Genomic DNA, 20,382 nt, shown 5'->3' with positions numbered 1-20,382 from the left:
CTCTTGGCCCGGCGTTGATCTTTCACATTGAAGGGAGACAACACATGCTAGAGATTATTCTTATTCTGCTCATCGTCGCCGCCGTGGCGGCACTTTTGGGTTTTGGCCGGGTGTCCGGTGCCGCGATGACCGGGGCGAAAGTGCTTATCGGGATCGTCTTGGTGCTGTTCCTGCTCGTCGTTCTGGGCGTGATCGCGCTGGCCTAGCCCTGCGCGGGATCACGGCGGCAAAGAGCCCCCTTGATCCCGCATCCCCTTGCCCCTATACCCCAGACATCCGGAATCGCTTTGGCGGCTCCGGTGCTTTGCGTTTACGCAATGAACCAAGCAATGACGACGATACCTCCGGCGGGGGCCTTGCGGTCCGAAAGGATCACGGCGCTGCCCGACAGAACCCGAAGCTCTGGGTCGCAACATAATTTCGTGGAATACCGCGAACATCATAGGAGAATGGTCAGATGAACCTGATCGCAGAGATCGAGGCGGAACAAGTCGCCGAACTGGGGAAAGAGATCCCCGACTTCCGTGCCGGTGATACCATTCGGGTTGGCTTTAAGGTCACCGAAGGCACCCGCACCCGTGTGCAGAACTACGAAGGCGTCTGCATTTCGCGCAAGAACGGCCATGGCATCGCCGGGTCCTTCACCGTGCGCAAGATTTCCTTTGGCGAAGGCGTGGAACGTGTCTTCCCGCTGCATTCGACCAATATCGACAGCATCACCGTTGTGCGCCGTGGCCGCGTCCGTCGCGCCAAACTGTACTACCTGCGCAGCCGTCGCGGCAAATCCGCACGGATCGCCGAAAACGCCCACTACAAGCCGCGCGCAAACGCATAAAGGACTGTTCGATGAAAACCGATACACATCCCGACTACCACATCATCAACGTCAAAATGACCGACGGCACCGTTGTGGAAATGAAATCGACATGGGGCAAAGAGGGCGACCAGCTGGCGCTCGACATCGACCCTTCCGTGCACCCCGCCTGGACCGGCGGCACTGGCCGGATCATGGACACCGGCGGCCGCGTGTCGAAGTTCAAGAACAAATACGCAGGTCTGGGCTTCTAAGCCTTTTCCCGATGCGAGAAAGTTGGAAGGCGCGGCCCATGGGCTGCGCCTTTTGCGTTTTGCGGGACTGGTGTCGATGGGGCCGCGACGGGGCCTGTGTGGCGGAGGCCGTGCAAGGTATTTGTAAAAGGATGAAGGAAGAAGGGGCGCGCGCCGTTTAGCCGCGTGGCTCTTGCAGGGGGGCGTGGGCGCCATAGCCCTGCAGATGCGACAGCACGGCGCCATAGGCGATCAGCAGATAGGCCAGCAGCTCCGTGCCCTCCTGGACCGTGGTCTTGACCTGCGGCAGATAGGCCGCCCCCATCACCGCTTCCCACAGCGCGCTGGTCCCAAAAAGGCGCGAGAAGAACAGCAAGAGCACGATGCCGATATAGACGAAGGTCGCGGATCTTGTGGCCAGGTGGTGCAGCAAGGGCAGCCGGGTTGTTCCCCGGTTGCGCCATGCGATCCAGATGCCGATCAGCAGCACGGCCAGCGCCGGGTAAATCCAGAAACCATGCCGGATGCGATCGAACGCGGCATCATATTCGCGCAGGAACATGCAGGTGAACAGCGTGGCCGTCAGGGTAAGATAGCCGCGCAGCTCCATATGTTGGTAGGCGCCAAGGGCAAAGAGCGCGGCGGCGATTGCCAGAAGCGTATTGTGCAGATGTTCGGTGACCGAGTCCTCGGTCACGCCATCGCCCCAGACCGCGCTGTCAAGGTAGACGGTCACCGGCACCAGCGTCACCAGCAGACAGACCAGCAGCAATTCCGCGAACACGGCCCTGAGCGTCGGCAGGCCCTGCGGGTGCTGCGCCCTGCCCGCGCGGGGGCTGCTGTCAATATGCTGTCCTGTCTTCGCCACCTTGTCACCTCTAAACCCGCTGATCGCCGGCTGTCTGTGGCGAATTCGATGTCGGACTTTGCAGCATAGGGCGGATTGCGCGGCCTGCAAAGATGCCACAGCACGGTGGCGTCAAACCGTGGCAATAGGGCCTCGCCACTTTCCAAAGGCGCAAACCCTACATATAGTGCGGCTCAACAATATCCTGCTGAAACAGCAGGCGCGAAGGGACAGCAGCATGGCGCATATTATCGTCGTCGGAAACGAAAAAGGCGGCGCGGGCAAATCGACCGTTTCGATGCATGTGGCAACGGCTTTGGCGCGTTTGGGGCATAAGGTCAGCGGGCTTGATCTGGACCTGCGCCAGCGCACCTTTGCCCGCTATATCGAGAACCGAAAGAATTTCACCCATGAGGCCGGTCTTGCGCTGGCCAGCCCGTCGCTTTGCGAATTGCCCGATGTCGAGGCAAGCAGCCTGCGGCCGGGTGAGAATATGTATGATCACAGGCTCAGCGCGGCGGTGGCGGCGCTGGAGCCTGATAATGATTTCATCCTGATCGACTGCCCCGGTTCGCACACCCGGCTTAGCCAGGTGGCGCATTCGCTGGCCGATACATTGATCACCCCGCTGAACGACAGTTTCATCGACTTCGACCTTCTGGCGCATATTGACGCCCATGGCGAAAAGATCACCGGCCCGTCGGTCTATTCGGAAATGGTCTGGAACGCACGGCAGTTGCGCGCGCAGGCCGGGCTGTCGGCCATCGATTGGATCGTGGTGCGCAACCGGCTGGGGGCGCAGCGCATGGTGAACAAAGAGAAGATGGAACGCGCCATTGGCAATCTCAGCAAGCGGATCGGTTTCCGCACGGCACCGGGGTTCAATGAGCGGGTGATTTTCCGCGAACTTTTCCCGCGCGGACTGACCTTGCTGGACCTCAAGGACATCGGGGTGAAGCAGCTTAACATCTCAAACATCGCCGCCCGGCAAGAGCTGCGCGAGTTGGTCAAGGCGCTTGATCTGCCCGGCGTGACAGCAGACTTCTGAGGCTAGTGGCGCGGCATCGGTGGCACGACGCGGCGGCGGCGCGACAGGGCGATGAGGTTCGACACGAACAGCGCGCCCAGCACGATGCCCCCGCCGATCAGCGCATAGAGCCCCGGGTCTTCGCCCAGCACGGCCCAGACCAGCAGCGGCGCCAGCACTGATTCCAGCAAGACCAGCAGGCCCACTTCGGCGCTGCTGATATAGCGCGGCCCCAGAGAGATCAGCCCGGCGCTGAGGCCGATGAAGGCCGCATAGAGCGCCATCTGCGGCAATTCGCTGACAGGCATGGCGAGCGGGTCCGCAAAGGGCAGCACCGCAAGGGCGGCGATCAGGTAGGCCAGCGCCACCGCCGGAACCATCGAGACCGCCCGGGCATGGCGCGCGGCAGTGAGGGCGCCGGCAAAAATGGCCGAAATGCTGAGCGCCACGAGGTCGCCCACCCAGGACGCCCGCTCAGACTCGCCCGAGCCATAGGCGATCACGGCCAGCCCCATCAGCACCGCCGCAATGGTAAAGAACATGCGCCGGCTGATCGGCTCACCCAGAAAGACCCTGCTATAGAGCGCCGCAAAGACCGGCAGGGAGGCCAGGATAAAGACCACATTGGCCACCGAGGTCAGCCGCACCGCCAGCACAAAGCCCACGCCCGCGCAGGCGGCGCCGCCGACATAGATCGCGCTGGACCAGCCCCCGCGGCGCAGGGCCCGGAAGGGCGCGGTGCCTTGCAGGAGCAACACCCCCGCGCCGATGACGATGCCGACCGAGGTGACCTTCCAAAAGGCCAGCGTCAGCATTGGCGCGTCGATCACCCGCACGAAGAGCGCTTCGGGTACAATGCATACCACCCCAAGAAAGGTGAGCAGGAGGCCTTTGGTTTGATCAGTCATGGCGCATCGGTGCCGTTTTGGGGCGGTTAAGTAAAGCCCCCGGGCCGCGCTTCGGTCAATTTCCTGAGCACCCGGCGCAGCAACTCGGCCTCGGCAGGGTCGAGCGCGTCCAGAAGCGCGGCATCATAGCGCTCTGCGACGGCGCGCAGATCGGCATAGGCCGCCTGCCCTTGCCGGGTCAGCGCCAGATGTTCGACCCGCCGGTCGCTCTCATCCCGGCGTCGCGTGACAAAGCGGCGCTCGGTCAGCCGGTGCACGGCGCGGCTGATCTTGGTCTTATGCACACGCGTGCGTTGGCCGATCTCGCTTGCCGTCAATTGCCCGTAAAGACCCAAATGGAACAGCACGCGCCATTCGGTGCGCAGCATGCCGTAGCGGTTCTTGTAAAATCTCTGGAACTCCAGCGACGACGCCTCTGCGGCCTGGTTGAGCAGATAGGGCAGGAAGTCCTGTAGATCGAAGCGCTCAGTTTCCATGCGGGACCGCTTGTTAGTTACAAAACCAACTATTACAAATGCAACAGATTCCGCAAGGGGGCCGAGATGACCAGTGAGACCACGCCATTGACCACCGCCGCCACGACCTCGGGGACGCATCCGGGCTATATGCCCGGCTTCGGCAATGATTTTGAGACCGAGGCGCTGCCCGGTGCGCTGCCGCAGGGCATGAACTCTCCGCAAAAATGCAACTACGGGCTTTACGGCGAGCAGCTTTCCGGCACCGCCTTTACCGCGCCGAGCCATGCCAATGAGCGCACATGGTGCTACCGCATCCGGCCTTCGGTGAAACATTCGCACCGCTACAGCCGCATTGATCTGCCCTATTGGAAATCCGCGCCGCATATCACTGAGGATGTGACCAGCCTTGGCCAATACCGCTGGGACCCGGTGCCCCATTCCGGTGAACAGCTGACATGGCTCACCGGCATGCGGACCATGACCACGGCGGGGGATGTGAACACCCAAGTCGGCATGGCGAGCCATATCTACCTTGTGACCGAGAGCATGGTGGACAGCTATTTCTATTCCGCCGACAGCGAATTGCTGGTCGTGCCGCAAGAAGGCAGCCTGCGCTTTTGCACCGAGTTGGGGGTGATCGACCTCGCCCCGCAAGAGATCGCCATCATCCCGCGTGGGCTGGTCTACCGGGTCGAGGTGCTGGACGGTCCGGCGCGCGGCTTTGTTTGCGAGAATTACGGTCAGAAGTTCCACCTGCCCGCACGCGGCCCGATTGGCGCGAACTGCATGGCGAACCGGCGCGACTTCAAGACCCCCGTCGCGGCCTTCGAGGACCGCGAAGCGCCCTCGACCGTGACGATCAAATGGTGCGGGCAGTTCCATGAGACCAAGATCGGGCATTCGCCGCTCGATGTGGTGGCATGGCATGGCAATTATTGTCCGGTGAAATACGACCTTAACACCTATTGCCCGGTGGGCGCGGTGCTTTTCGACCACCCCGACCCGTCGATCTTTACCGTGCTGACCGCGCCCTCGGGCGTCGAGGGGACCGCCAATATCGACTTCGTGCTGTTCCGCGACCGCTGGATGGTGGCCGAAGATACCTTCCGCCCGCCGTGGTATCACAAGAACATCATGTCGGAACTGATGGGCAATATTCACGGCCAATATGACGCCAAGCCCAAAGGGTTCGTCCCCGGCGGCATGTCCCTGCACAATATGATGCTGCCGCATGGGCCGGATCGGAACGCCTTTGAAGGCGCGTCGAATGCCGAGTTGGAACCGCATAAGCTCGACAACACGATGTCTTTCATGTTCGAGACCCGCTTTCCCCAGCATCTGACCGAATTCGCCGCCAAGGAAGCGCCCTTGCAGGATGATTACATCGACTGCTGGGAGAGCCTTGAGAAGAAATTCGACGGCACGCCGGGCAAGAAGTGACCCCGCGGCCCCGGAAAGGAGCAATATGACCCTGATGACCTCTTGGGTGGAGAGCGCCAACAGCGCCGATACCGATTTTCCATTGAACAACCTGCCCTACGGCGTCTTCTCGACCAACCGGCTGGAGGCCCGCTGCGGCGTGGCGATTGGCGACCAGATCCTCGACTTGGCCGCGCTTGAGGAAGACGGGCTGATCACCCTTGCCGAAGAGCCGGTGTTCGACGTGCCCTATTGGAACGATGTGATGGAGCTTGGCCCCGAGGCCTGGGCCGCCCTGCGGGCGCGGCTGATCGAACTGCTCAGCGCCGATGCCGCCGATCAGGCCAGTGTCGCGCCGCATCTTGTGCCGATGGCAGAGGCCCGGCTGCACATGCCCATGGTGGTTTCGGAATACACCGATTTCTACGCGGGCAAACATCACGCGACCAATGTCGGCACGATGTTTCGCGGGGCCGAGAACGCGCTGCCGCCGAACTGGCTGCACATCCCCATCGGCTATAATGGCCGCGCCTCAACCGTCGTCGTCTCGGGCACCGAGATCACGCGGCCCAATGGCCAGTTGAAAGCCCCCGATGCCGAGGCGCCGCATTTCGGCCCCTGCCAACGGTTGGATATCGAGCTGGAAATGGGTGCCATTGTCGGCACCTCGACCGAGATCGGCCAGCCGATCAGCATCGAAGACGCCGACGAGATGATCTTTGGCTATGTGCTGCTTAACGACTGGTCCGCGCGGGACATTCAGGCCTGGGAGTATCAGCCGCTCGGCCCGTTTCAGGCCAAGGCTTTTGCCACCTCGATCTCCCCCTGGATCGTCAGCCGCGCCGCACTGGAACCGTTCCGCACTTCCACGCCAGAGCGCGAGAAAGACCTGCTGCCCTATCTGCGCGAAGACAAACCGGGGCTTTACGACATTGATCTTTCCGTGCTGATCCAGCCCGAGGGCGGCGAGACTGAGGAGATCGCCCGCACCAACTACCGCGAAATGTATTATTCCGCCGCACAGCAGCTTACCCATCACGCCTCTTCGGGCTGCGCGATGAACGCGGGCGATTTGCTCGGCTCCGGCACCATCTCCGGCCCCGAAAAATCACAGCGCGGGTCGCTGTTGGAACTGTCATGGGGCGGCAAGGAACCGATCACCCTCGCAGACGGCAGCAGCCGCAGCTTTGTCGAAGACGGCGACACGCTCACGCTTACCGGTCATGCGCAGGGCGATGGCTTCCGCGTGGGCTTTGGCAGTTGCACCGGAAAAATCCGCCCGGCAATCGACTTTCCCTGAACAGCCGAACGCGCGGCGCGAAAGCGCGGCCAGGCAAGACAGAAGGACATACCATGGCCATGCAATTCGCATCCCAAGGCGACATGACCGAAAAGGAAATCTCCTTCACGCAAGTTGGCGAGGGTCTCTATGCTTTCACCGCCGAGGGCGATCCGAACTCTGGCGTTATCATCGGCGACGACAGCGTGATGATCATCGAGGCGCAGGCCACCCCGCGTCTGGCGAATAAGGTCATCGAATGTGTCCGCTCGGTCACCGACAAGCCGATCAGCCATCTGGTGCTGACCCATTACCACGCCATCCGCGTACTGGGCGCCTCGCACTGCCTGCCCTTCAATGTCGCCCGCGCCTATGACGAGGCGCTCGACATTGACACCCCGCGCATCTGGACCGCCGCGCGCGACAAGGAGATGTGGGAGGCGCTCTCGGGCGCGTGACTGCCGCCCGCTCTCTGACGTGAAGGATGCCGCTATGGCCTATGCCTACACCCCCTTCCCCTACAGCCCGCCGCCCGGCCTGACCAAGCCCGAGCCGCGGCATCCGGTGGTGATCGTGGGCGCCGGCCCCATCGGCCTGTCGATGGCGGTGGACCTGGCCCTGCGCGGCGTGAAATCCGTGGTGCTGGACGACAATAACGTCGTCTCCCTCGGCTCTCGCGCGATCTGCTGGGCCAAGCGGACGTTGGAGATTTTCGACCGGTTGGGCATCGGCGAGCGGATGCTAGAGAAGGGCGTGACATGGAAAGTGGGCCGCCAGTTTCACGGCGACCGCGAGGTCTATAACTTCGATCTGCTGCCAGAGCCGGGGCATAGATACCCGGCCTTCGTGAACCTTCAGCAATATTACGTCGAAGAGTATCTCGTCGAACGCGCACAGGACTTCCCCAATCTGATTGACCTGCGTTTTCTCAACAAGGTCACCGATCACAAGGGCCACGCCGATCACGTCGAACTGACGGTCGAGACGCCGGACGGCCCCTACCGGTTGCAGGCCGACTGGTACATCGCCTGCGACGGCGCCGGCTCCGCCACGCGCAAACGCATGGGGCTAGCCTTTGAGGGGCAGACCTTTGACGAACATTTCCTGATCGCCGATGTGGAGATGGAGACCTCCCCCTTTGGCGACCATGACCGGCCCGAACGCTGGTTCTGGTTCGCCCCGCCCTTTCACAACGGCCAATCCGCGCTGCTGCACAAACAGCCTGACAACATTTACCGCATCGACTTGCAAGTGGGGCCAGAGACCGACCCCAAGGCCGAAGCGACTGAGGAAAAGGTCGTCCCGCGCCTGAAGCAAATGCTAGGCGATGCGCCTTTCCGTCTGGATTGGATGAGCGTCTATAAGTTCCGCTGCGCCCGGTTGGAGCGGTTCGTGCATGACCGGGTGATCTTTGTCGGCGACAGCGCTCATGTGGTCAGCCCCTTTGGCGCGCGGGGCGGCAACGGCGGGGTGCAGGATGTCGATAACCTCGGCTGGAAGCTCGCCGCGGTTCTGCAAGGCTACGCAGCGCCCGATTTGATCGAGACCTATGACATTGAACGCGGCCACGGGGCCGAAGAGAACATGCGCAACTCGGCCCGCGCGACCAATTTCATGACGCCGAAATCGCCGATCGAAGCCTTGTTCCGGGATCAGGTACTCACCCTCGCGCACCAGCATCCTTTCGCCCGCAAGCTGATCAACTCCGGCCGCCTGTCCCAGCCCTGTTCACTGGCGCAGAGCCCGCTGCAAAGCCCGGCGGATGCGCCGCTCAAACCGGGCACTGCCTTGCTCGACGCCCCGCTGCACGGGCCAGATGGTCCGACCTGGCTGATCCGGGAGGCCCAGGGCCGCTTTGCGCTTTTGGCGATTGGCGAGATCACCGCCCCTGATCTGCCCGGCATCGCCCGGATCGGGATCAATCAAGATGCTGCCGGCTACCCCTGTTTTACGGACGCAGAGGGGCACGCAGTGCACCGCTATGGCACCGGGCGCCTTTACCTGCTGCGCCCTGACGGCCATGTCTGTGCCTGTTTCACCCAGCCCGACAGCGCGGCGATCCAAACCGCCCATGCGCGCGCCCTAGGAGCCAACAAATGACCCATGTGACATTAGAAGACCGGCTCGGCCCCGACGGCGATGCGGTCTATGCCGCGCTCATGGCCGCCCATACCGGGCTGACCGAGGCGCAAAGCCATGCGCTCAACGCTCGGCTGGTGTTGATCCTGGCGAATGAGATCGGGGACCGCGCCCGGCTGGAGGCGCTGTTCAGCGCGGCCCGCGACCTTGCGTGACCCCGCGCCCCGCCAAAGAGCGACAGACTTGCCCAGCCTCGCCCCGACGCTACCTGCTGTGTCATGTGACCAGAGCGGCTTGACCTATCTAGCCTGATCGTCAGACTGACAGGATACGGCCCGTCAGAACGGCAAGATAAGCAGGTCAACGGTAGCATCTGACCCGGCCCCGGAGGGGGGCTTCGCAATCGCTTCGGCACCCGCGACAACAGAGAGGAAAATCATGGAGTTCGTCACGCGCATGGGAAAACCACTGCCGCAATCCGTGTTGAAGTCAGCCGAGCGCGCCAAAAGCGATCCTGTCAGCCGACGTGAGTTCCTTGCCGTGGCCAGCGCCTTTGGCGCCAGTTCTGCCACGGCCTATGCGATGCTGGGCATGGCGCGCCCCGCGCAGGCGCAGACCCAGCCCGCCTTGGAGAAAGGCGGCACGGTGCGGATGCAGATGGAAGTGCGCGCGCTGAAAGACCCGCGGACATATGACTGGCCGCAGATCGCCAATTTCACCCGCGGCTGGCTGGAGTATCTGGCGATCTGGGAGAACGATGGCACCTTCACCCCTGCCCTTCTCGAAAGCTGGGAGATCAACGACAGCGCGACCGAATATATGCTGCATGTTCGCAAGGGCGTGACATGGAACGACGGCAGCGCGTTCACCGCGCAGGATGTGGCCCGCAACATCGAAGGCTGGTGCGACAAGACGATTGAGGGCAACTCCATGACGGGCCGTTTCGCCACGCTGATCGATGACGCGACCGGCAAAGCCCGCGCGGGGGCCATCGAAGTGCTGGATCCACATACCGTCAAACTGACGCTGCCCAAGTCCGACATCACCCTGATCCCCGGCATGGCCGACTATCCCGCCGCGATCACCCCCGAAGGATTTGACCCAGAGAACATGCTGCAAAACCCCGTCGGCACCGGCCCCTATCTGCCGGAATCGCTCGATGTCGGCATCAAAGGCGTGCTGGTGAAAAACCCCGACCATAACTGGTGGGGTACTGAGGTCTTTGGCGGCCCCTATATCGACCGGCTGGAATATATCGACTACGGCACCGACCCTTTGACATGGATCGAAGCGGCGGAGGCGGGCGAGATCGATGTCCTCTATTCGCTGGGGGGCGATTATATCGACATTATGAACGCGCTCGACGGCTGGGTCGAGAATGAGATCGCCTCTGCCGCGACCATCGTGATCCGTCCCAACCAATTGGCCGAGGTCAATGGCAAGAGACCCTATGCCGACAGGCGCGTGCGCAAGGCGCTGCAACTGGCGGTCGATAATGCAGTGCTCTTGGAGCTTGGCTATGCCGGGCGCGGCATCCTCGCCGCAAACCACCATGTCGGCCCGATGCATCCCGAATATGCGCCTGTGGGTCTGCCCGAGACCGACCCTGCCGCCGCCAAGGCGCTGATGGAGGAGGCGGGCATGGGCAGCTATGAGCATGAGCTTATTTCCATCGATGACGCCTGGCGCAAGGACACCACCGATGCGGTCGCGGCGCAGCTGAGGGATGCGGGCATTCTCGTGAAACGCACGATCCTGCCCGGCACGACCTTTTGGAACGACTGGACGAGCTATCCCTTTTCCTCGACCAATTGGAACGCGCGGCCTTTGGGGGTGCAGATCTGGGCGCTGGCCTACCGTTCGGGGGAGGCCTGGAACGAGTTTGGCTATGCCAACCCGGCCTTTGACGCGCTGGTCTCAGAAGCCCTGGCCACTGCAGATGTCGAGGCCCGGCGCGAGATCATGGCCAAGGGCGAGAAGATGTTGCAGGACGATGGGGTCACGATCCAGCCCTATTGGCGCTCGCTTTACAACCACACCCGCGAGGGGCTGGTCGGCGCGGGGCATCATATCGGCTTTGAATATCACCCCGCGCGGATGGCGTGGCTTGCGTGACCTTATGCACAGATTGAATGAGGGCCGCAGCGGTGCGGCCCTTTTTCACCGGGGCGGGCTCAACCGTCAAGCAACGCCTTGGCCATCATCATATGCACCCCCTTTTCGCGGTTCACCGTCTGGGTCACCCGCAGATCCCCCGCGAGGCTACACAGCACATAGGCATCTTCGCGGCTGATCCCGGCACGCTTTGACACCAGCGAGATCATGTCGCGTAGGGCCATCTCGGCGCAGGTATCCAGACTGGGGGCCATGCCCATGGTGATGACATGCGTCGGCGTTTCGGCCTGCGGATAGGTAAGCGGCTGGTCTTTCAGCACGGTCAGGCGAAAACGCCCCTGCAAGGCGGTCTCGATCGCCGTGACGCAGACCTCGCCATCGCCCTGCGCGCCATGCCCGTCGCCGCAGGAGAACAGCGCCCCTTCGGCATGGACCGGCAGGTAAAGCGTGCTGCCCGCCACCAGTTCCTTATTGTCGATATTGCCACCGTGTTTGCGCGGTTCAATCGTGGCGATCCGTCCCCATTCGGGCGGCGGGGCCACCGCCATGACGCCAAAGAACGGGGCCAGGGGCAGCTCCAGCCCCCAGGGCAGACGGGCGATGCCCCGCTCTGCGTCGAGGGGGATATGGCTGTGATAGGTCTGAGGGAAATCCTGCGGAAGCGTGCCGGCCAGCGGGCGGATGAAGTTATAGCCCCAATCCTGCCGCAGCGCGACGTCGAGGATATCGACGCGCAGGACATCCCCCGGCATCGCGCCGTCGACGGCCACCGGGCCGGTCAGGATATGGCCGGGCATCGGCGGCGGGCCTGCGGCGTGAATGTCATAGAGCTCCGGTGGCACGTGGAAGCCCTCGGGCGGCAGGCAGTTCGGCGCGCCGGAGACCGTGTTGATGACCACCTCCTCGCCGCTCTTGATGGTGAGCGCCGCCGGGCGGGCGGCTTCGAAATAGCCCCAATGACAGGTCTCGGGCGCGGCGTTCAGCGTGGCGGTCATCGGCGCGCCCCTCCCCCGGCCAGAATGCCTTCGATCAAGGTCTGCACCCGCAGCGCCTCTTGCGGGCTGGCCAAACGGGTCGGCTTGCCCGCCATGAGCCGCGCCATGTCGCTGAGCTGCGCCTTGAGGCTGCTCGCCCGGTCATCGGGCGGCGCGGCGCTGGTGGGGGTAAAGTCGCCGCCGGTCGAGACCGTATCAATGGAGAATTCCGAAATGCGGCGGCTGGCTTTCTCGCCCTTCACCGTCACTTCCTGGCGGTCCGGCTGCGCCCCGCCGACGCTGCCGAAGATAGACACCGGCAGCCCGTCCCGGTTGACGAGCCGCGCCGCCACATGGGTCTCGCAAAGCTTGTCGTCCGGGTATTCCGCATGCGCCCATGACAGTTCCAGCGGGCCAAGCACCCGTTCGCTGAGAAAGAGGAAATGCGAGATCACCTCGCGCGTCATGCCGCCTTCGGCCGCAAAGCGCAGCCAGTCCGCGTCCTTCTGCCAGGCCCGCGGCCAAGCGCGATAGGTGACGATGATGTCGATGCCGCAGAGCGCGCCAAGCGCACCCTCTTCGATAGAGCGCTGCAAATCGGTCAGCGCCGCCCCCGCGGCCTGGGTAAAATTCACCGCCGCTGGCACGCCCGCCGCCTCAAGTTCCGCCACCAAACCGCGGCTTTCGTCTATGTCCACGCCGAGCGGCTTTTCGAGAAAGATCGCCTTTCCCGCCGCCGCCGCTTCCAAGGCATAGGCTTTGCGCGGCACGGGCGGACAGGCGAGGTAGACCAGATCGACATCCGCCATCGCCTCGGAGGCGGAGCCCGCCAGAACCGCCTCCGGGGCCACGGCCCGCGCGGCGTCACAGGCGGTGGGGTCCGGATCCCACAGGGTGGCAACGACAAAATCGGGATGGTGCCCCATATGTTCGGCCATCCGCCGCCCCATGATCCCCAAGCCAATAACCGCAGTTCTGATCGTCATGTCGCTCTCCCTCGCGTTGCTGCGCGATATGACGCCGCAAATCAGAGGACTGCAACCTTGCCCGGCTGAAAAACCCCGCTCAGCCCTCGGCGCGGACCAAAGGTTCGATCACTCGGCGCAGTTCTTCCGGGGCGGATTGGCTTTCAAACACATCCGCACGGGTAAAGACGCAGGTAAAGGAGCCCTCGAAACACAGCACCCCGTTTTGCCGCGCCTTCATGCCAAAGGTGATGGATTTATTGCCAAGCCGGGTCGGGTAGGTCTCGCAAAGCAGCTTATGACGCGGGGTCACCGGGCTGCGGAAATCCATCGAAAGGTTCACGAAAGGCGTGCCGATGTTGCGGTCGAGCTCAAGCTGGAACCAGCCGTCCCCGTCAAAATGCGCCTCCCACCAGGCGTTGATCGCATCAAGCGCGAAATAGGGCAGCCGGGCGGTATAGGCGATCCGCGCCGGGTCACAATCGCCCCAGGTGACGTTGATCTCATGCACGAAGTTCTGGGCGGTCATAGCAAGTTCCATCTGGTCAGGGGCGCGCGGCTCGGGGACAGTTCTAGCCCTTCCAGCCCCATGCGCAACCCGCCCCGCTAGCCCGGCAGCAGGAACAGCGTGATCGCGGGGAAGGCCACGAGAACAACGACCCGCAGCATGTCGGACCCGACAAAGAACATCACCGCCTTATAGGTTTCCTTCATCGGGGTGTCGCGGTCCATCGCGTTGATGATAAAGAGGTTCATCCCCACCGGCGGCGTGATCAACCCGACCTCGACGACGATCAGCACCAGAATGCCAAACCAAATCGCCAGATGTTCCGGGCTCATGCCGAAATCCATGGCCGAAATCACCGGGAAGAAGATCGGCACGGTCAGCAAGATCATCGACAGGCTGTCCATCAGACAGCCAAAGATCAGGTAGAAGATCAGGATCACGATCAGCACCGTCAAAGGCGCATAGCCTTGGGTGGTGACCCATTCCGCCATGAACTGCGGCACGCCAGAGAGCGCCAGAAAACCGTTGTAGAACCCCGCCCCCAGGACGATGAAAAAGATCATCGCCGTGGTCTTGGCCGTGCCGAGCAGGCTGTCGCGCAGCACCGCCCAATTGAGCGAGCCCGCCAGAAGCGCCGCAAGCCCGGTGCCCGCAGCGCCGATGGCCGAGCCTTCGGTCGGGGTGAACCAGCCCGCATAGATGCCGCCCACCACGACAATAAAGATCACCAGCACCGGCCAGGTATCCGCCAGTGCGCCAAAACGCTCGCGCATCGGCACCGGCGCGCGGGTGCCGGCGGCCTCGGGGTTGAGCCGCACATAGAGCGAGATCGTGGCGATATAGCCAAGCGCCGCGAGGATGCCGGGGATGAAGGCCGCGAGGAAAAGCTTGGCGATGTTCTGTTCCGTCAGAATGGCGTAGATCACGAGGATCACCGAGGGCGGGATCAAGATGCCCAATGTCCCGCCGGCGGCCAATGTGGCGGTGGAAAAACCGCCCGAATAACCATAGCGCCGCAGCTCTGGCAGCGCGACCTTGGACATGGTGGCCGCTGTGGCCAGCGAGGAGCCGCAGATCGCGCCAAAGCCCGCACAGGCGCCCACCGCGGCCATCGCCACCCCGCCCCGCCGATGGCCAAGAAAACTCTCTGCCGCGCGGAACAGTTTGGAGGACATGCCCGAGAGGGTCGCAAACTGTCCCATCAGCAGGAACATCGGGATGATGCTGAGCGAATAGCTTGAAAAGGTGGTGTAGGTTTCCGACTTCAGCTTGGCCAGCAGCGGCGTCGGGTTGCCGCCCATCGCCAGATACCAGCCACCGAAGCCGCAAAGCAGCATCGCCAGCCCAATCGGCGCGCGCAGAAACACCATGACGAGCAACACAGGGAAGGACCAAAAGCCCAATTCGAGGTTGGTCATCTCAATGCCCCCCGTGTTCGCGCGGCAGCAGCGGCTTGTTGACCAGCGCCTCTCCCACCCGCATCACGGCGCAATAGAGCGCCACCAGACAGGCCACCAGACCGGCGGCAAAGCTTGCCGCATAGGCCCACCAGACCGGGAACTGAAGGAAGAAGGTCGTCTCACCATTGCCGATATAGCGCTGCATCCCCTCATAAAGCCGCCAGATCAGCAGCAGGATCACCAGCGTGAGCACGACCTCCCAAAAGGCCGCGATCCAGGCGGTGACCCGGTTTGGCAACATGGAGGTGAAAATATCGACGCTGGCATGGGCGCCATAGAGTTGGCAGATCGGCAGGAAAGCAAAGATTGCAAAGGCAACACCGGCCTCAAGGATTTCGTAGTTGCCGTTGATCTCCCCGACGCCGAGGTCCAGCATGAACTGCGCAAAACCGGTAAGCGTGCTGTCAAAGAAATCACTGTGCAGCGTCTTGTTCACGGTGCGCCCGATGATCGACAGGGTGGTGAGCAGCACAAGGGCGAGGAGCGCCAAGCCACCGGCCAGCGCCGTGCCACGGGCAAGGAAGAAGATCGTTCGGTGCATGCGAAACCTTTGTTCCGGGAAGAAAAAGATCTGCGACGGGCGGCGCCGTCGCAGATCAAGGTCATGGAATAACGTTTATTTGTCGTAATCGGCCATCAGGGCGCGGGCTTCATCGATAAGCGCTTGCCCGTCAATGTCCTTTTCCGCCATCTCGGCGATCCATTCGTCATAGATGGGCTGTGCCGCCGCGCGCCAGACTTCGGCTTCTTCTTCGGTCAGGGTGACGATATTGTTGCCCAGATCGACCGCCACCTGGCGGGCCGGCCCATCCGCATCCGCCTGGGTGCCGCCGGCAAAGATCGAGAATTCGAGACCGGAATTCTCATCCACGACCTTTTTCAGATCATCCGGCAGGCTCTCGTATTTGTCCTTGTTCATCGCCAGAACAAAGGTCAGCACGTAAAGCGCATTGCCGCTGAATTCGGTGTGGTTGTCGACCAGTTCGGAAATCTTCAGCGCGGGGGTGACTTCCCATGGGATGGTGGTGCCATCGATCACGCCTTTGGACAGCCCTTCGGGGATCGCTGGAACCGGCATGCCGACCGGGGTGGCGCCGACCTTTTCCAGCAGCTTATTGGCCAAACGCGACCCGCCGCGGATTTTCATCCCTTGCAGGTCATCGGGCGTGCGCACCTCTTTGTTGGTGTGCAGCATGCCGGGGCCATGGACCCAGGCGCCGAGGATATGCACGTCTTTGAACTCGCTATCCTTCATGTGTTTTTCGAACATCTGCCAATAGGCCGAAGAGGCCGCGCGGGCATTGGTCATCATGAAGGGCAGTTCAAAGACTTCGGTGCTGGGATAGCGCCCGGGCGTATAGCCGACCACGGTCCAGACCACATCGGCCACACCATCGATCGCCTGGTCGATCAGCTCTGGCGGGGTGCCGCCCAGTTGCATCGAAGGGTAGCGTTCGACCTTGATGCGACCGTCGCTCGCCTCTTCGACATTGTCGGCCCAGACGTCGAGGATCAGCTTGGGCACATTCGCCTGCGGGGGCAGGAACTGGTGCAGACGCAGGGTCACCTCTTGCGCCATGGCGGCAGTCGCGCCCAATCCCATGGCCAAGGCGGTCGCGCCGGCGAGCTTCAGAAAAGCGTGACGTGTGAAGTTCATATTTCTCTCCCTAGTGACGCCGGCGTCCGGTTTGCCCCGGGCTGCCGCGTCTTCCCTGTTCATGGATTGACGCTAAGCGACCGGTGGTTTCTTGTCACGACCAATATGCAGCCCGACAGGTGTCTTGGGTCTGGGGCCGAAATTTTGCGGTGAAATCAAGGAGGGAGGGTGGTGGCGTTACCTGGATTTGAACCAGGGACCTAACGATTATGAGTCGTTCGCTCTAACCAACTGAGCTATAACGCCGTAGGCGCGGGAGGTACCGCCGCATCGCCATGCCGTCAAGGGCGAAAAAGGCGGAGAGGGCGAATTTTCGGATAAAAATGCTGATGCGCGCTTTGGCGAGGGTGCCCCAGCAGGCGCAGGTTGTGCAGCAGGGGGCGCTGCCCCCATCGCGCCAGAGGCGCGATTCCCCCGCGGGTATTTTTCAAAGGATGAAGGGAAGAGGGGCCGCGGCGTTTAATGCGCCGGGGCGGAGACCACATCGAGCAGCGTGCGGCCGCCGTCGATGGTCATGATCTCGCCGGTCATGAAGCCGGAGCTTTCCGCCGCCAGGAATTGCACGGCCTCGCAAAGCTCATTCGGCCCGGCGATCCGGCCAAGCGGCGTATGGGCGCGGATGTCATCGCGCCAGTCGCGGTTTTCAGCCACGGCGGCGCGCAGTGAGGCGCTCATGACCGAGCCAAAGGAGATCGCGTTCACCCTGATCCGATACGGCGCCAGCACAAGGGCCAGCGACCGGGTCATCTGCTGCACGGCAGCCGAAGCGATGGAATAGCCCATCAGGTCCGGCTGGTGCTGACGCGCGGCAATGGAACTGAGGTTGATGATCGACCCCACCTGCCCTTCGGTCTGATGCTCGGCCTGTTTCATCATGCGCCGCGCGACCTGTTGCGAGAGTTGCAGCGCGGTCATGAGGTTTTGCTGAAGCAGCATTTCGACCGAGCTGTCTTCGACATCCAGCGGATCGGTCGGCATCACCTGGCGCGAGGCGTTGACCAGAATATCGACCTCATCATAGGCGTCGATGGTGGCGGAGACCAGATTGGCGATGGTGAGCCGCTGGCGCAGGTCGCCGGCGAAGACGCGGATATTGCCCTCGTCCGGCGTGTCGCCCAGCTCTTCCATCAGCTTTTTCTCATTCGAGTCGGCGCACATCACATTGGCGCCGCGGTCGGCCAGATGCCTGGCGATGGCGAGGCCGATGCCGTCCGCCGCGCCGGTGATGATGGCGGTTTTGCCGGAGATCGAGAAGGACATCGGGAAGCTCCCTTATGGCTCAGCGGCGGCGGGTCAGCGGACGCGTGGCGTGGAACAGTTTGAACCGCGCGTCGCCGCCAAGCTCGGCCACCTGAGCAAAGCGTTTCTTCAGTTCCGCCTCATAGGGCAGATGGCGGTTCGCGACCATCCAGAGGTCGCCCTGCCCCGAGAGGATGCGGGCGGCGGCGGCGACGAAGGCCTGGCCGATCTGCGGCTCTGCGGCGCGCCCTGTGTGGAAGGGCGGGTTCATCACCACCGTGTCCATCCGGTGCGGCGGCTCCCATTGGGTGGCATCCTCCCAATGGAACACGGCGCGGTCATCGGTGACATTGTGGCGCGCGCATTCCAAGGCGAGATGCCCGGCCTCGACCAGATGCACGGCTTTCACCTTGGGCCGGGTCAGCACATGGGCCGAGAGGAACCCCCAGCCCGCGCCGAGATCAGCCACTTCGGAGCCAAGATTGTCCGGCAGGATATCGACCAGCAGCGCGGAGGCAAGATCGACACCATCGGCCGAAAACACCCCCGGCGCGGTCCAGAAGCCGCCGTCGGTCTGGGCCGGGCCGGCCTGCCAATCGGTGAAAAAGTCACTGGCGCCCGGGTCGATCCAATAGAGCTTGCCATGGGCCTTGGAGATCGGCCCATGCACGGTCACCCGGGCGCGCATTTCACGCAGGATCGAATCCGCGCCATCGGTTTTCTGACCGTCCACCACGACCGGCCCGTCGCTCACCGCACAGGCCTGGGCGATCACGGCGCGGGCTTCATGTTTGGCGCGGGGCAGGCAGACGATGGCGGCGGCATAATGGCCCTCAACCGAATGGCTGGCCTCATAGCCGCGGGCGGTCCAGGCGTCATAGGCGGGTTTGACATCATGGATGATCTTGCAGCGCTCCGGCGGCAGATCGGCCAGATCAGCGTCTACCGGGGGCTGAAACACGGCGATCACACCCTCTTCGGGCAGGTCCAGCCCACCGCCGTTCAGGGCCAGTTCCAATCGCGGATCAATCACGTGTTATTCTTCTTTTTCCATAGTGCATTGCAGCGGGTGTTGGTGCCGACGGGCGAAATCCATCACCTGCGCGACCTTGGTCTCGGCAATTTCATGGCTAAAGACGCCGACCACGGCCAAGCCCTTTTTATGCACCGTCAGCATGATCTCGAACGCCTGCGCGTGGTTCAGGCCAAAGAACCGCTCCAGCACATGAACGACGAATTCCATCGGGGTGAAATCGTCGTTCAGCAGCATCACCTTATACATCGGCGGGCGTTTGGTTTTCGGGCGGGTCTTGGTCAGCAGGTCGGTTTCGTCACCATCCTGCGGCCCGTTTGCCATCATCCATGCGCCACAGGGGCCCGGCCTGACTGTCGGGATCGTCCAATTCGCCTTTTGGTCGTCACGGTGCATTGCTGCTCCTGCGGCTGAGGGTGTCGCTTGTTCCTAGTGCAGCCGTCTATATAACCCGTAAACCGGTTAAGGGAAGAGGCAGCATATATGGCACGGGCACTCACCACCATCGGCTTCGATGCGGATGACACATTATGGCATAACGAACGCTACTTTGCACTGTCGCATGACCGTTTCGCCGCGCTCTTGGCCGACCATAGTGAACGCGACCAACTGATGGCCCGGCTGCTGGAAGCCGAGCGGCGCAATCTACCGCACTACGGCTATGGCATTAAGGGCTTTACCCTGTCCATGATCGAGACGGCGATTGAGGTGACCGACGGCGATGTTCCGGCGGCTGTTATCGCCGACTTGCTGGCGGCTGGCCGCGATATGTTGGCGCACCCGATCGAGATACTACCTCATGTTGAGGATGTGCTGGAAGAACTACGGGGCCAATTCCGCCTGGTTGTGATCACCAAAGGCGACCTGCTCGACCAAGAGCGCAAGCTGGCGCAATCGGGTCTGCGCGCGCGTTTCGACGCGGTGGAGATCGTCTCGCATAAGACCGAAGCGGCCTATCGCGAGATTTTCGCCCGTCACGGCGCAGGGGCGGAGCGCGGGTTGATGGTGGGCAACTCCATGGCGTCGGATGTGCGCCCGATGATCGATGCGGGCGGCTGGGGGGTCTATGTGCCGCATGATCTGACATGGGCCATGGAACATGCCGCGCCACCCGCGGAAAGCGCGCGATTCGCCGAGATCAGTGACCTTTCCGAGTTGCCGGCGCTGCTTCGGGAAATTGACCTTGGGTGACTCGCACGGAAAAGGGTCCGAAAAATTCAATTGCGGCGGAAACGCCCAGCTCTCGCCCAATTCTCGCCACATTTGCCGCAGATAGTAGATAGACGCGAAGCACCCTCTATATGTTGGGGGAGAATTTCGCTCCTTTTACCCTCATGTTTGGATTCGCAGCCTTCCGCGATCACTGC

At 62.5% G+C, this 20,382-nt stretch carries 22 protein-coding genes, 1 tRNA gene and 1 pseudogene; 11 read left to right on the top strand and 13 right to left on the bottom strand.

Features of this window, described 5'->3' with window-relative positions; all coding sequences use genetic code 11:
- Positions 1 to 44 precede the first annotated feature (44 nt).
- The 3 genes from AB4M76_RS15810 to rpmE all read left to right on the top strand — a co-directional run bounded on the left by AB4M76_RS15810 (position 45) and on the right by rpmE (position 1,068).
- The gene (locus AB4M76_RS15810) at positions 45 to 206 is read left to right on the top strand and encodes a DUF1328 family protein (RefSeq protein ID WP_174860579.1); all 162 of its coding nucleotides are present in this window, start codon (positions 45 to 47) and stop codon (positions 204 to 206) included.
- Positions 207 to 457: 251 nt separating this feature from the next.
- Entirely contained in the window at positions 458 to 835 is a 378-nt protein-coding gene (rplS, locus tag AB4M76_RS15805; RefSeq protein ID WP_368442958.1) for a 50S ribosomal protein L19, read from the top strand.
- An 11-nt stretch (positions 836 to 846) separates the two neighbouring features.
- The gene (gene rpmE, locus AB4M76_RS15800; protein WP_174860580.1) at positions 847 to 1,068 is read left to right on the top strand and encodes a 50S ribosomal protein L31; all 222 of its coding nucleotides are present in this window, start codon (positions 847 to 849) and stop codon (positions 1,066 to 1,068) included.
- A gap of 157 nt (positions 1,069 to 1,225) precedes the next feature.
- On the opposite strand, the gene AB4M76_RS15795 is transcribed toward rpmE, so the two are convergent.
- A complete protein-coding gene (locus tag AB4M76_RS15795) occupies positions 1,226 to 1,915 on the bottom strand; it encodes a hypothetical protein (RefSeq protein WP_368442957.1) in 690 nt (229 codons plus the stop codon).
- Between the two features lie 217 nt (positions 1,916 to 2,132).
- Here AB4M76_RS15795 and AB4M76_RS15790 point away from each other — a divergent pair, with 217 nt between their 5' ends.
- Positions 2,133 to 2,942 carry a division plane positioning ATPase MipZ gene (locus tag AB4M76_RS15790; RefSeq protein ID WP_368442956.1) on the top strand — a complete coding sequence of 270 codons (810 nt, stop codon included), beginning with the start codon at positions 2,133 to 2,135 and terminating at the stop codon, positions 2,940 to 2,942.
- A 2-nt stretch (positions 2,943 to 2,944) separates the two neighbouring features.
- On the opposite strand, the gene AB4M76_RS15785 is transcribed toward AB4M76_RS15790, so the two are convergent.
- Both AB4M76_RS15785 and AB4M76_RS15780 read right to left on the bottom strand, forming a co-directional pair.
- Positions 2,945 to 3,829 carry a DMT family transporter gene (locus AB4M76_RS15785; RefSeq protein WP_368442955.1) on the bottom strand — a complete coding sequence of 295 codons (885 nt, stop codon included), beginning with the start codon at positions 3,827 to 3,829 and terminating at the stop codon, positions 2,945 to 2,947.
- Between the two features lie 26 nt (positions 3,830 to 3,855).
- Positions 3,856 to 4,305: a MarR family winged helix-turn-helix transcriptional regulator gene (locus AB4M76_RS15780; RefSeq protein WP_368442954.1), complete on the bottom strand. Its 450-nt coding sequence runs from the start codon at positions 4,303 to 4,305 to the stop codon at positions 3,856 to 3,858.
- Between the two features lie 66 nt (positions 4,306 to 4,371).
- On the opposite strand from AB4M76_RS15780, the gene hmgA reads away from it, so the two are divergent.
- The 6 genes and pseudogenes from hmgA to AB4M76_RS15750 all read left to right on the top strand — a co-directional run bounded on the left by hmgA (position 4,372) and on the right by AB4M76_RS15750 (position 11,179).
- Positions 4,372 to 5,727, top strand: coding sequence for a homogentisate 1,2-dioxygenase (gene hmgA / locus AB4M76_RS15775; RefSeq protein WP_368442953.1), 1,356 nt, complete (start codon positions 4,372 to 4,374; stop codon positions 5,725 to 5,727).
- Between the two features lie 25 nt (positions 5,728 to 5,752).
- Positions 5,753 to 7,006 (top strand): fumarylacetoacetase, encoded by a 1,254-nt coding sequence (gene fahA, locus AB4M76_RS15770; RefSeq protein ID WP_368442952.1) that lies wholly within the window; start codon positions 5,753 to 5,755, stop codon positions 7,004 to 7,006.
- A 53-nt stretch (positions 7,007 to 7,059) separates the two neighbouring features.
- Positions 7,060 to 7,326 (top strand): annotated as a pseudogene (locus AB4M76_RS15765) (MBL fold metallo-hydrolase); the annotation flags it as partial.
- 151 nt (positions 7,327 to 7,477) lie between these two features.
- Positions 7,478 to 9,085 (top strand): FAD-dependent oxidoreductase, encoded by a 1,608-nt coding sequence (locus AB4M76_RS15760; RefSeq protein ID WP_368442951.1) that lies wholly within the window; start codon positions 7,478 to 7,480, stop codon positions 9,083 to 9,085.
- Positions 9,082 to 9,279: a DUF2783 domain-containing protein gene (locus AB4M76_RS15755; RefSeq protein WP_368442950.1), complete on the top strand. Its 198-nt coding sequence runs from the start codon at positions 9,082 to 9,084 to the stop codon at positions 9,277 to 9,279. Before AB4M76_RS15760 ends, AB4M76_RS15755 begins: the two co-directional genes overlap by 4 nt.
- Before the next feature lie 223 nt (positions 9,280 to 9,502).
- Positions 9,503 to 11,179: an ABC transporter substrate-binding protein gene (locus AB4M76_RS15750; RefSeq protein WP_368442949.1), complete on the top strand. Its 1,677-nt coding sequence runs from the start codon at positions 9,503 to 9,505 to the stop codon at positions 11,177 to 11,179.
- Between the two features lie 59 nt (positions 11,180 to 11,238).
- Here AB4M76_RS15750 and AB4M76_RS15745 read toward each other — a convergent pair whose 3' ends face one another.
- The 10 genes from AB4M76_RS15745 to clpS form a co-directional block, all read right to left on the bottom strand.
- Positions 11,239 to 12,174 (bottom strand): acetamidase/formamidase family protein, encoded by a 936-nt coding sequence (locus AB4M76_RS15745; RefSeq protein WP_368442947.1) that lies wholly within the window; start codon positions 12,172 to 12,174, stop codon positions 11,239 to 11,241.
- Positions 12,171 to 13,139, bottom strand: a complete 969-nt coding sequence (locus AB4M76_RS15740; protein WP_368442946.1) for a Gfo/Idh/MocA family protein — start codon at positions 13,137 to 13,139, stop codon at positions 12,171 to 12,173. Before AB4M76_RS15740 ends, AB4M76_RS15745 begins: the two co-directional genes overlap by 4 nt.
- 79 nt (positions 13,140 to 13,218) lie before the next feature.
- Positions 13,219 to 13,647, bottom strand: a complete 429-nt coding sequence (locus AB4M76_RS15735; protein ID WP_368442945.1) for an acyl-CoA thioesterase — start codon at positions 13,645 to 13,647, stop codon at positions 13,219 to 13,221.
- Positions 13,648 to 13,724: 77 nt separating this feature from the next.
- On the bottom strand, positions 13,725 to 15,044 hold the full coding sequence (locus AB4M76_RS15730; RefSeq protein WP_368442944.1) for a TRAP transporter large permease: 1,320 nt from the start codon (positions 15,042 to 15,044) through the stop codon (positions 13,725 to 13,727).
- Between the two features lies 1 nt (position 15,045).
- On the bottom strand, positions 15,046 to 15,627 hold the full coding sequence (locus AB4M76_RS15725; protein ID WP_368442943.1) for a TRAP transporter small permease: 582 nt from the start codon (positions 15,625 to 15,627) through the stop codon (positions 15,046 to 15,048).
- A 75-nt stretch (positions 15,628 to 15,702) separates the two neighbouring features.
- Positions 15,703 to 16,743, bottom strand: a complete 1,041-nt coding sequence (locus AB4M76_RS15720) for a TRAP transporter substrate-binding protein (RefSeq protein WP_368442942.1) — start codon at positions 16,741 to 16,743, stop codon at positions 15,703 to 15,705.
- Between the two features lie 169 nt (positions 16,744 to 16,912).
- A tRNA-Met gene (locus tag AB4M76_RS15715) sits at positions 16,913 to 16,989 on the bottom strand.
- 213 nt (positions 16,990 to 17,202) lie between these two features.
- Positions 17,203 to 18,003, bottom strand: a complete 801-nt coding sequence (locus tag AB4M76_RS15710) for an SDR family NAD(P)-dependent oxidoreductase (protein ID WP_368442941.1) — start codon at positions 18,001 to 18,003, stop codon at positions 17,203 to 17,205.
- 19 nt (positions 18,004 to 18,022) lie between these two features.
- Positions 18,023 to 19,015, bottom strand: coding sequence for a class I SAM-dependent methyltransferase (locus AB4M76_RS15705; RefSeq protein ID WP_368442940.1), 993 nt, complete (start codon positions 19,013 to 19,015; stop codon positions 18,023 to 18,025).
- A gap of 3 nt (positions 19,016 to 19,018) precedes the next feature.
- Positions 19,019 to 19,342 (bottom strand): ATP-dependent Clp protease adapter ClpS, encoded by a 324-nt coding sequence (gene clpS, locus AB4M76_RS15700; protein WP_368443533.1) that lies wholly within the window; start codon positions 19,340 to 19,342, stop codon positions 19,019 to 19,021.
- 156 nt (positions 19,343 to 19,498) lie between these two features.
- On the opposite strand from clpS, the gene AB4M76_RS15695 reads away from it, so the two are divergent.
- The gene (locus AB4M76_RS15695; protein ID WP_368442939.1) at positions 19,499 to 20,206 is read left to right on the top strand and encodes an HAD family hydrolase; all 708 of its coding nucleotides are present in this window, start codon (positions 19,499 to 19,501) and stop codon (positions 20,204 to 20,206) included.
- Positions 20,207 to 20,382: the final 176 nt, after the last annotated feature.

Origin of the sequence: Sulfitobacter sp. PS-8MA (assembly GCF_040933935.1) — a bacterium.
GTDB lineage: Bacteria > Pseudomonadota > Alphaproteobacteria > Rhodobacterales > Rhodobacteraceae > Sulfitobacter.
This window is presented reverse-complemented; position numbering and strand designations above follow the sequence as displayed.

Excerpts from the sequence above, each read along its gene's own strand:
- AB4M76_RS15810 (WP_174860579.1), top strand. The coding sequence starts at position 45 with ATGCTAGAGATTATTCTTATTCTGCTCATCGTCGCCGCCGTGGCGGCA.
- rplS (WP_368442958.1), top strand. The coding sequence starts at position 458 with ATGAACCTGATCGCAGAGATCGAGGCGGAACAAGTCGCCGAACTGGGG.
- rpmE (WP_174860580.1), top strand. The coding sequence starts at position 847 with ATGAAAACCGATACACATCCCGACTACCACATCATCAACGTCAAAATG.
- AB4M76_RS15790 (WP_368442956.1), top strand. The coding sequence starts at position 2,133 with ATGGCGCATATTATCGTCGTCGGAAACGAAAAAGGCGGCGCGGGCAAA.
- AB4M76_RS15785 (WP_368442955.1), bottom strand. The coding sequence starts at position 3,829 with ATGACTGATCAAACCAAAGGCCTCCTGCTCACCTTTCTTGGGGTGGTA.
- AB4M76_RS15780 (WP_368442954.1), bottom strand. The coding sequence starts at position 4,305 with ATGGAAACTGAGCGCTTCGATCTACAGGACTTCCTGCCCTATCTGCTC.
- hmgA (WP_368442953.1), top strand. The coding sequence starts at position 4,372 with ATGACCAGTGAGACCACGCCATTGACCACCGCCGCCACGACCTCGGGG.
- fahA (WP_368442952.1), top strand. The coding sequence starts at position 5,753 with ATGACCCTGATGACCTCTTGGGTGGAGAGCGCCAACAGCGCCGATACC.
- AB4M76_RS15760 (WP_368442951.1), top strand. The coding sequence starts at position 7,478 with ATGGCCTATGCCTACACCCCCTTCCCCTACAGCCCGCCGCCCGGCCTG.
- AB4M76_RS15755 (WP_368442950.1), top strand. The coding sequence starts at position 9,082 with ATGACCCATGTGACATTAGAAGACCGGCTCGGCCCCGACGGCGATGCG.
- AB4M76_RS15750 (WP_368442949.1), top strand. The coding sequence starts at position 9,503 with ATGGAGTTCGTCACGCGCATGGGAAAACCACTGCCGCAATCCGTGTTG.
- AB4M76_RS15745 (WP_368442947.1), bottom strand. The coding sequence starts at position 12,174 with ATGACCGCCACGCTGAACGCCGCGCCCGAGACCTGTCATTGGGGCTAT.
- AB4M76_RS15740 (WP_368442946.1), bottom strand. The coding sequence starts at position 13,139 with ATGACGATCAGAACTGCGGTTATTGGCTTGGGGATCATGGGGCGGCGG.
- AB4M76_RS15735 (WP_368442945.1), bottom strand. The coding sequence starts at position 13,647 with ATGACCGCCCAGAACTTCGTGCATGAGATCAACGTCACCTGGGGCGAT.
- AB4M76_RS15730 (WP_368442944.1), bottom strand. The coding sequence starts at position 15,044 with ATGACCAACCTCGAATTGGGCTTTTGGTCCTTCCCTGTGTTGCTCGTC.
- AB4M76_RS15725 (WP_368442943.1), bottom strand. The coding sequence starts at position 15,627 with ATGCACCGAACGATCTTCTTCCTTGCCCGTGGCACGGCGCTGGCCGGT.
- AB4M76_RS15720 (WP_368442942.1), bottom strand. The coding sequence starts at position 16,743 with ATGAACTTCACACGTCACGCTTTTCTGAAGCTCGCCGGCGCGACCGCC.
- AB4M76_RS15710 (WP_368442941.1), bottom strand. The coding sequence starts at position 18,003 with ATGTCCTTCTCGATCTCCGGCAAAACCGCCATCATCACCGGCGCGGCG.
- clpS (WP_368443533.1), bottom strand. The coding sequence starts at position 19,342 with ATGATGGCAAACGGGCCGCAGGATGGTGACGAAACCGACCTGCTGACC.
- AB4M76_RS15695 (WP_368442939.1), top strand. The coding sequence starts at position 19,499 with ATGGCACGGGCACTCACCACCATCGGCTTCGATGCGGATGACACATTA.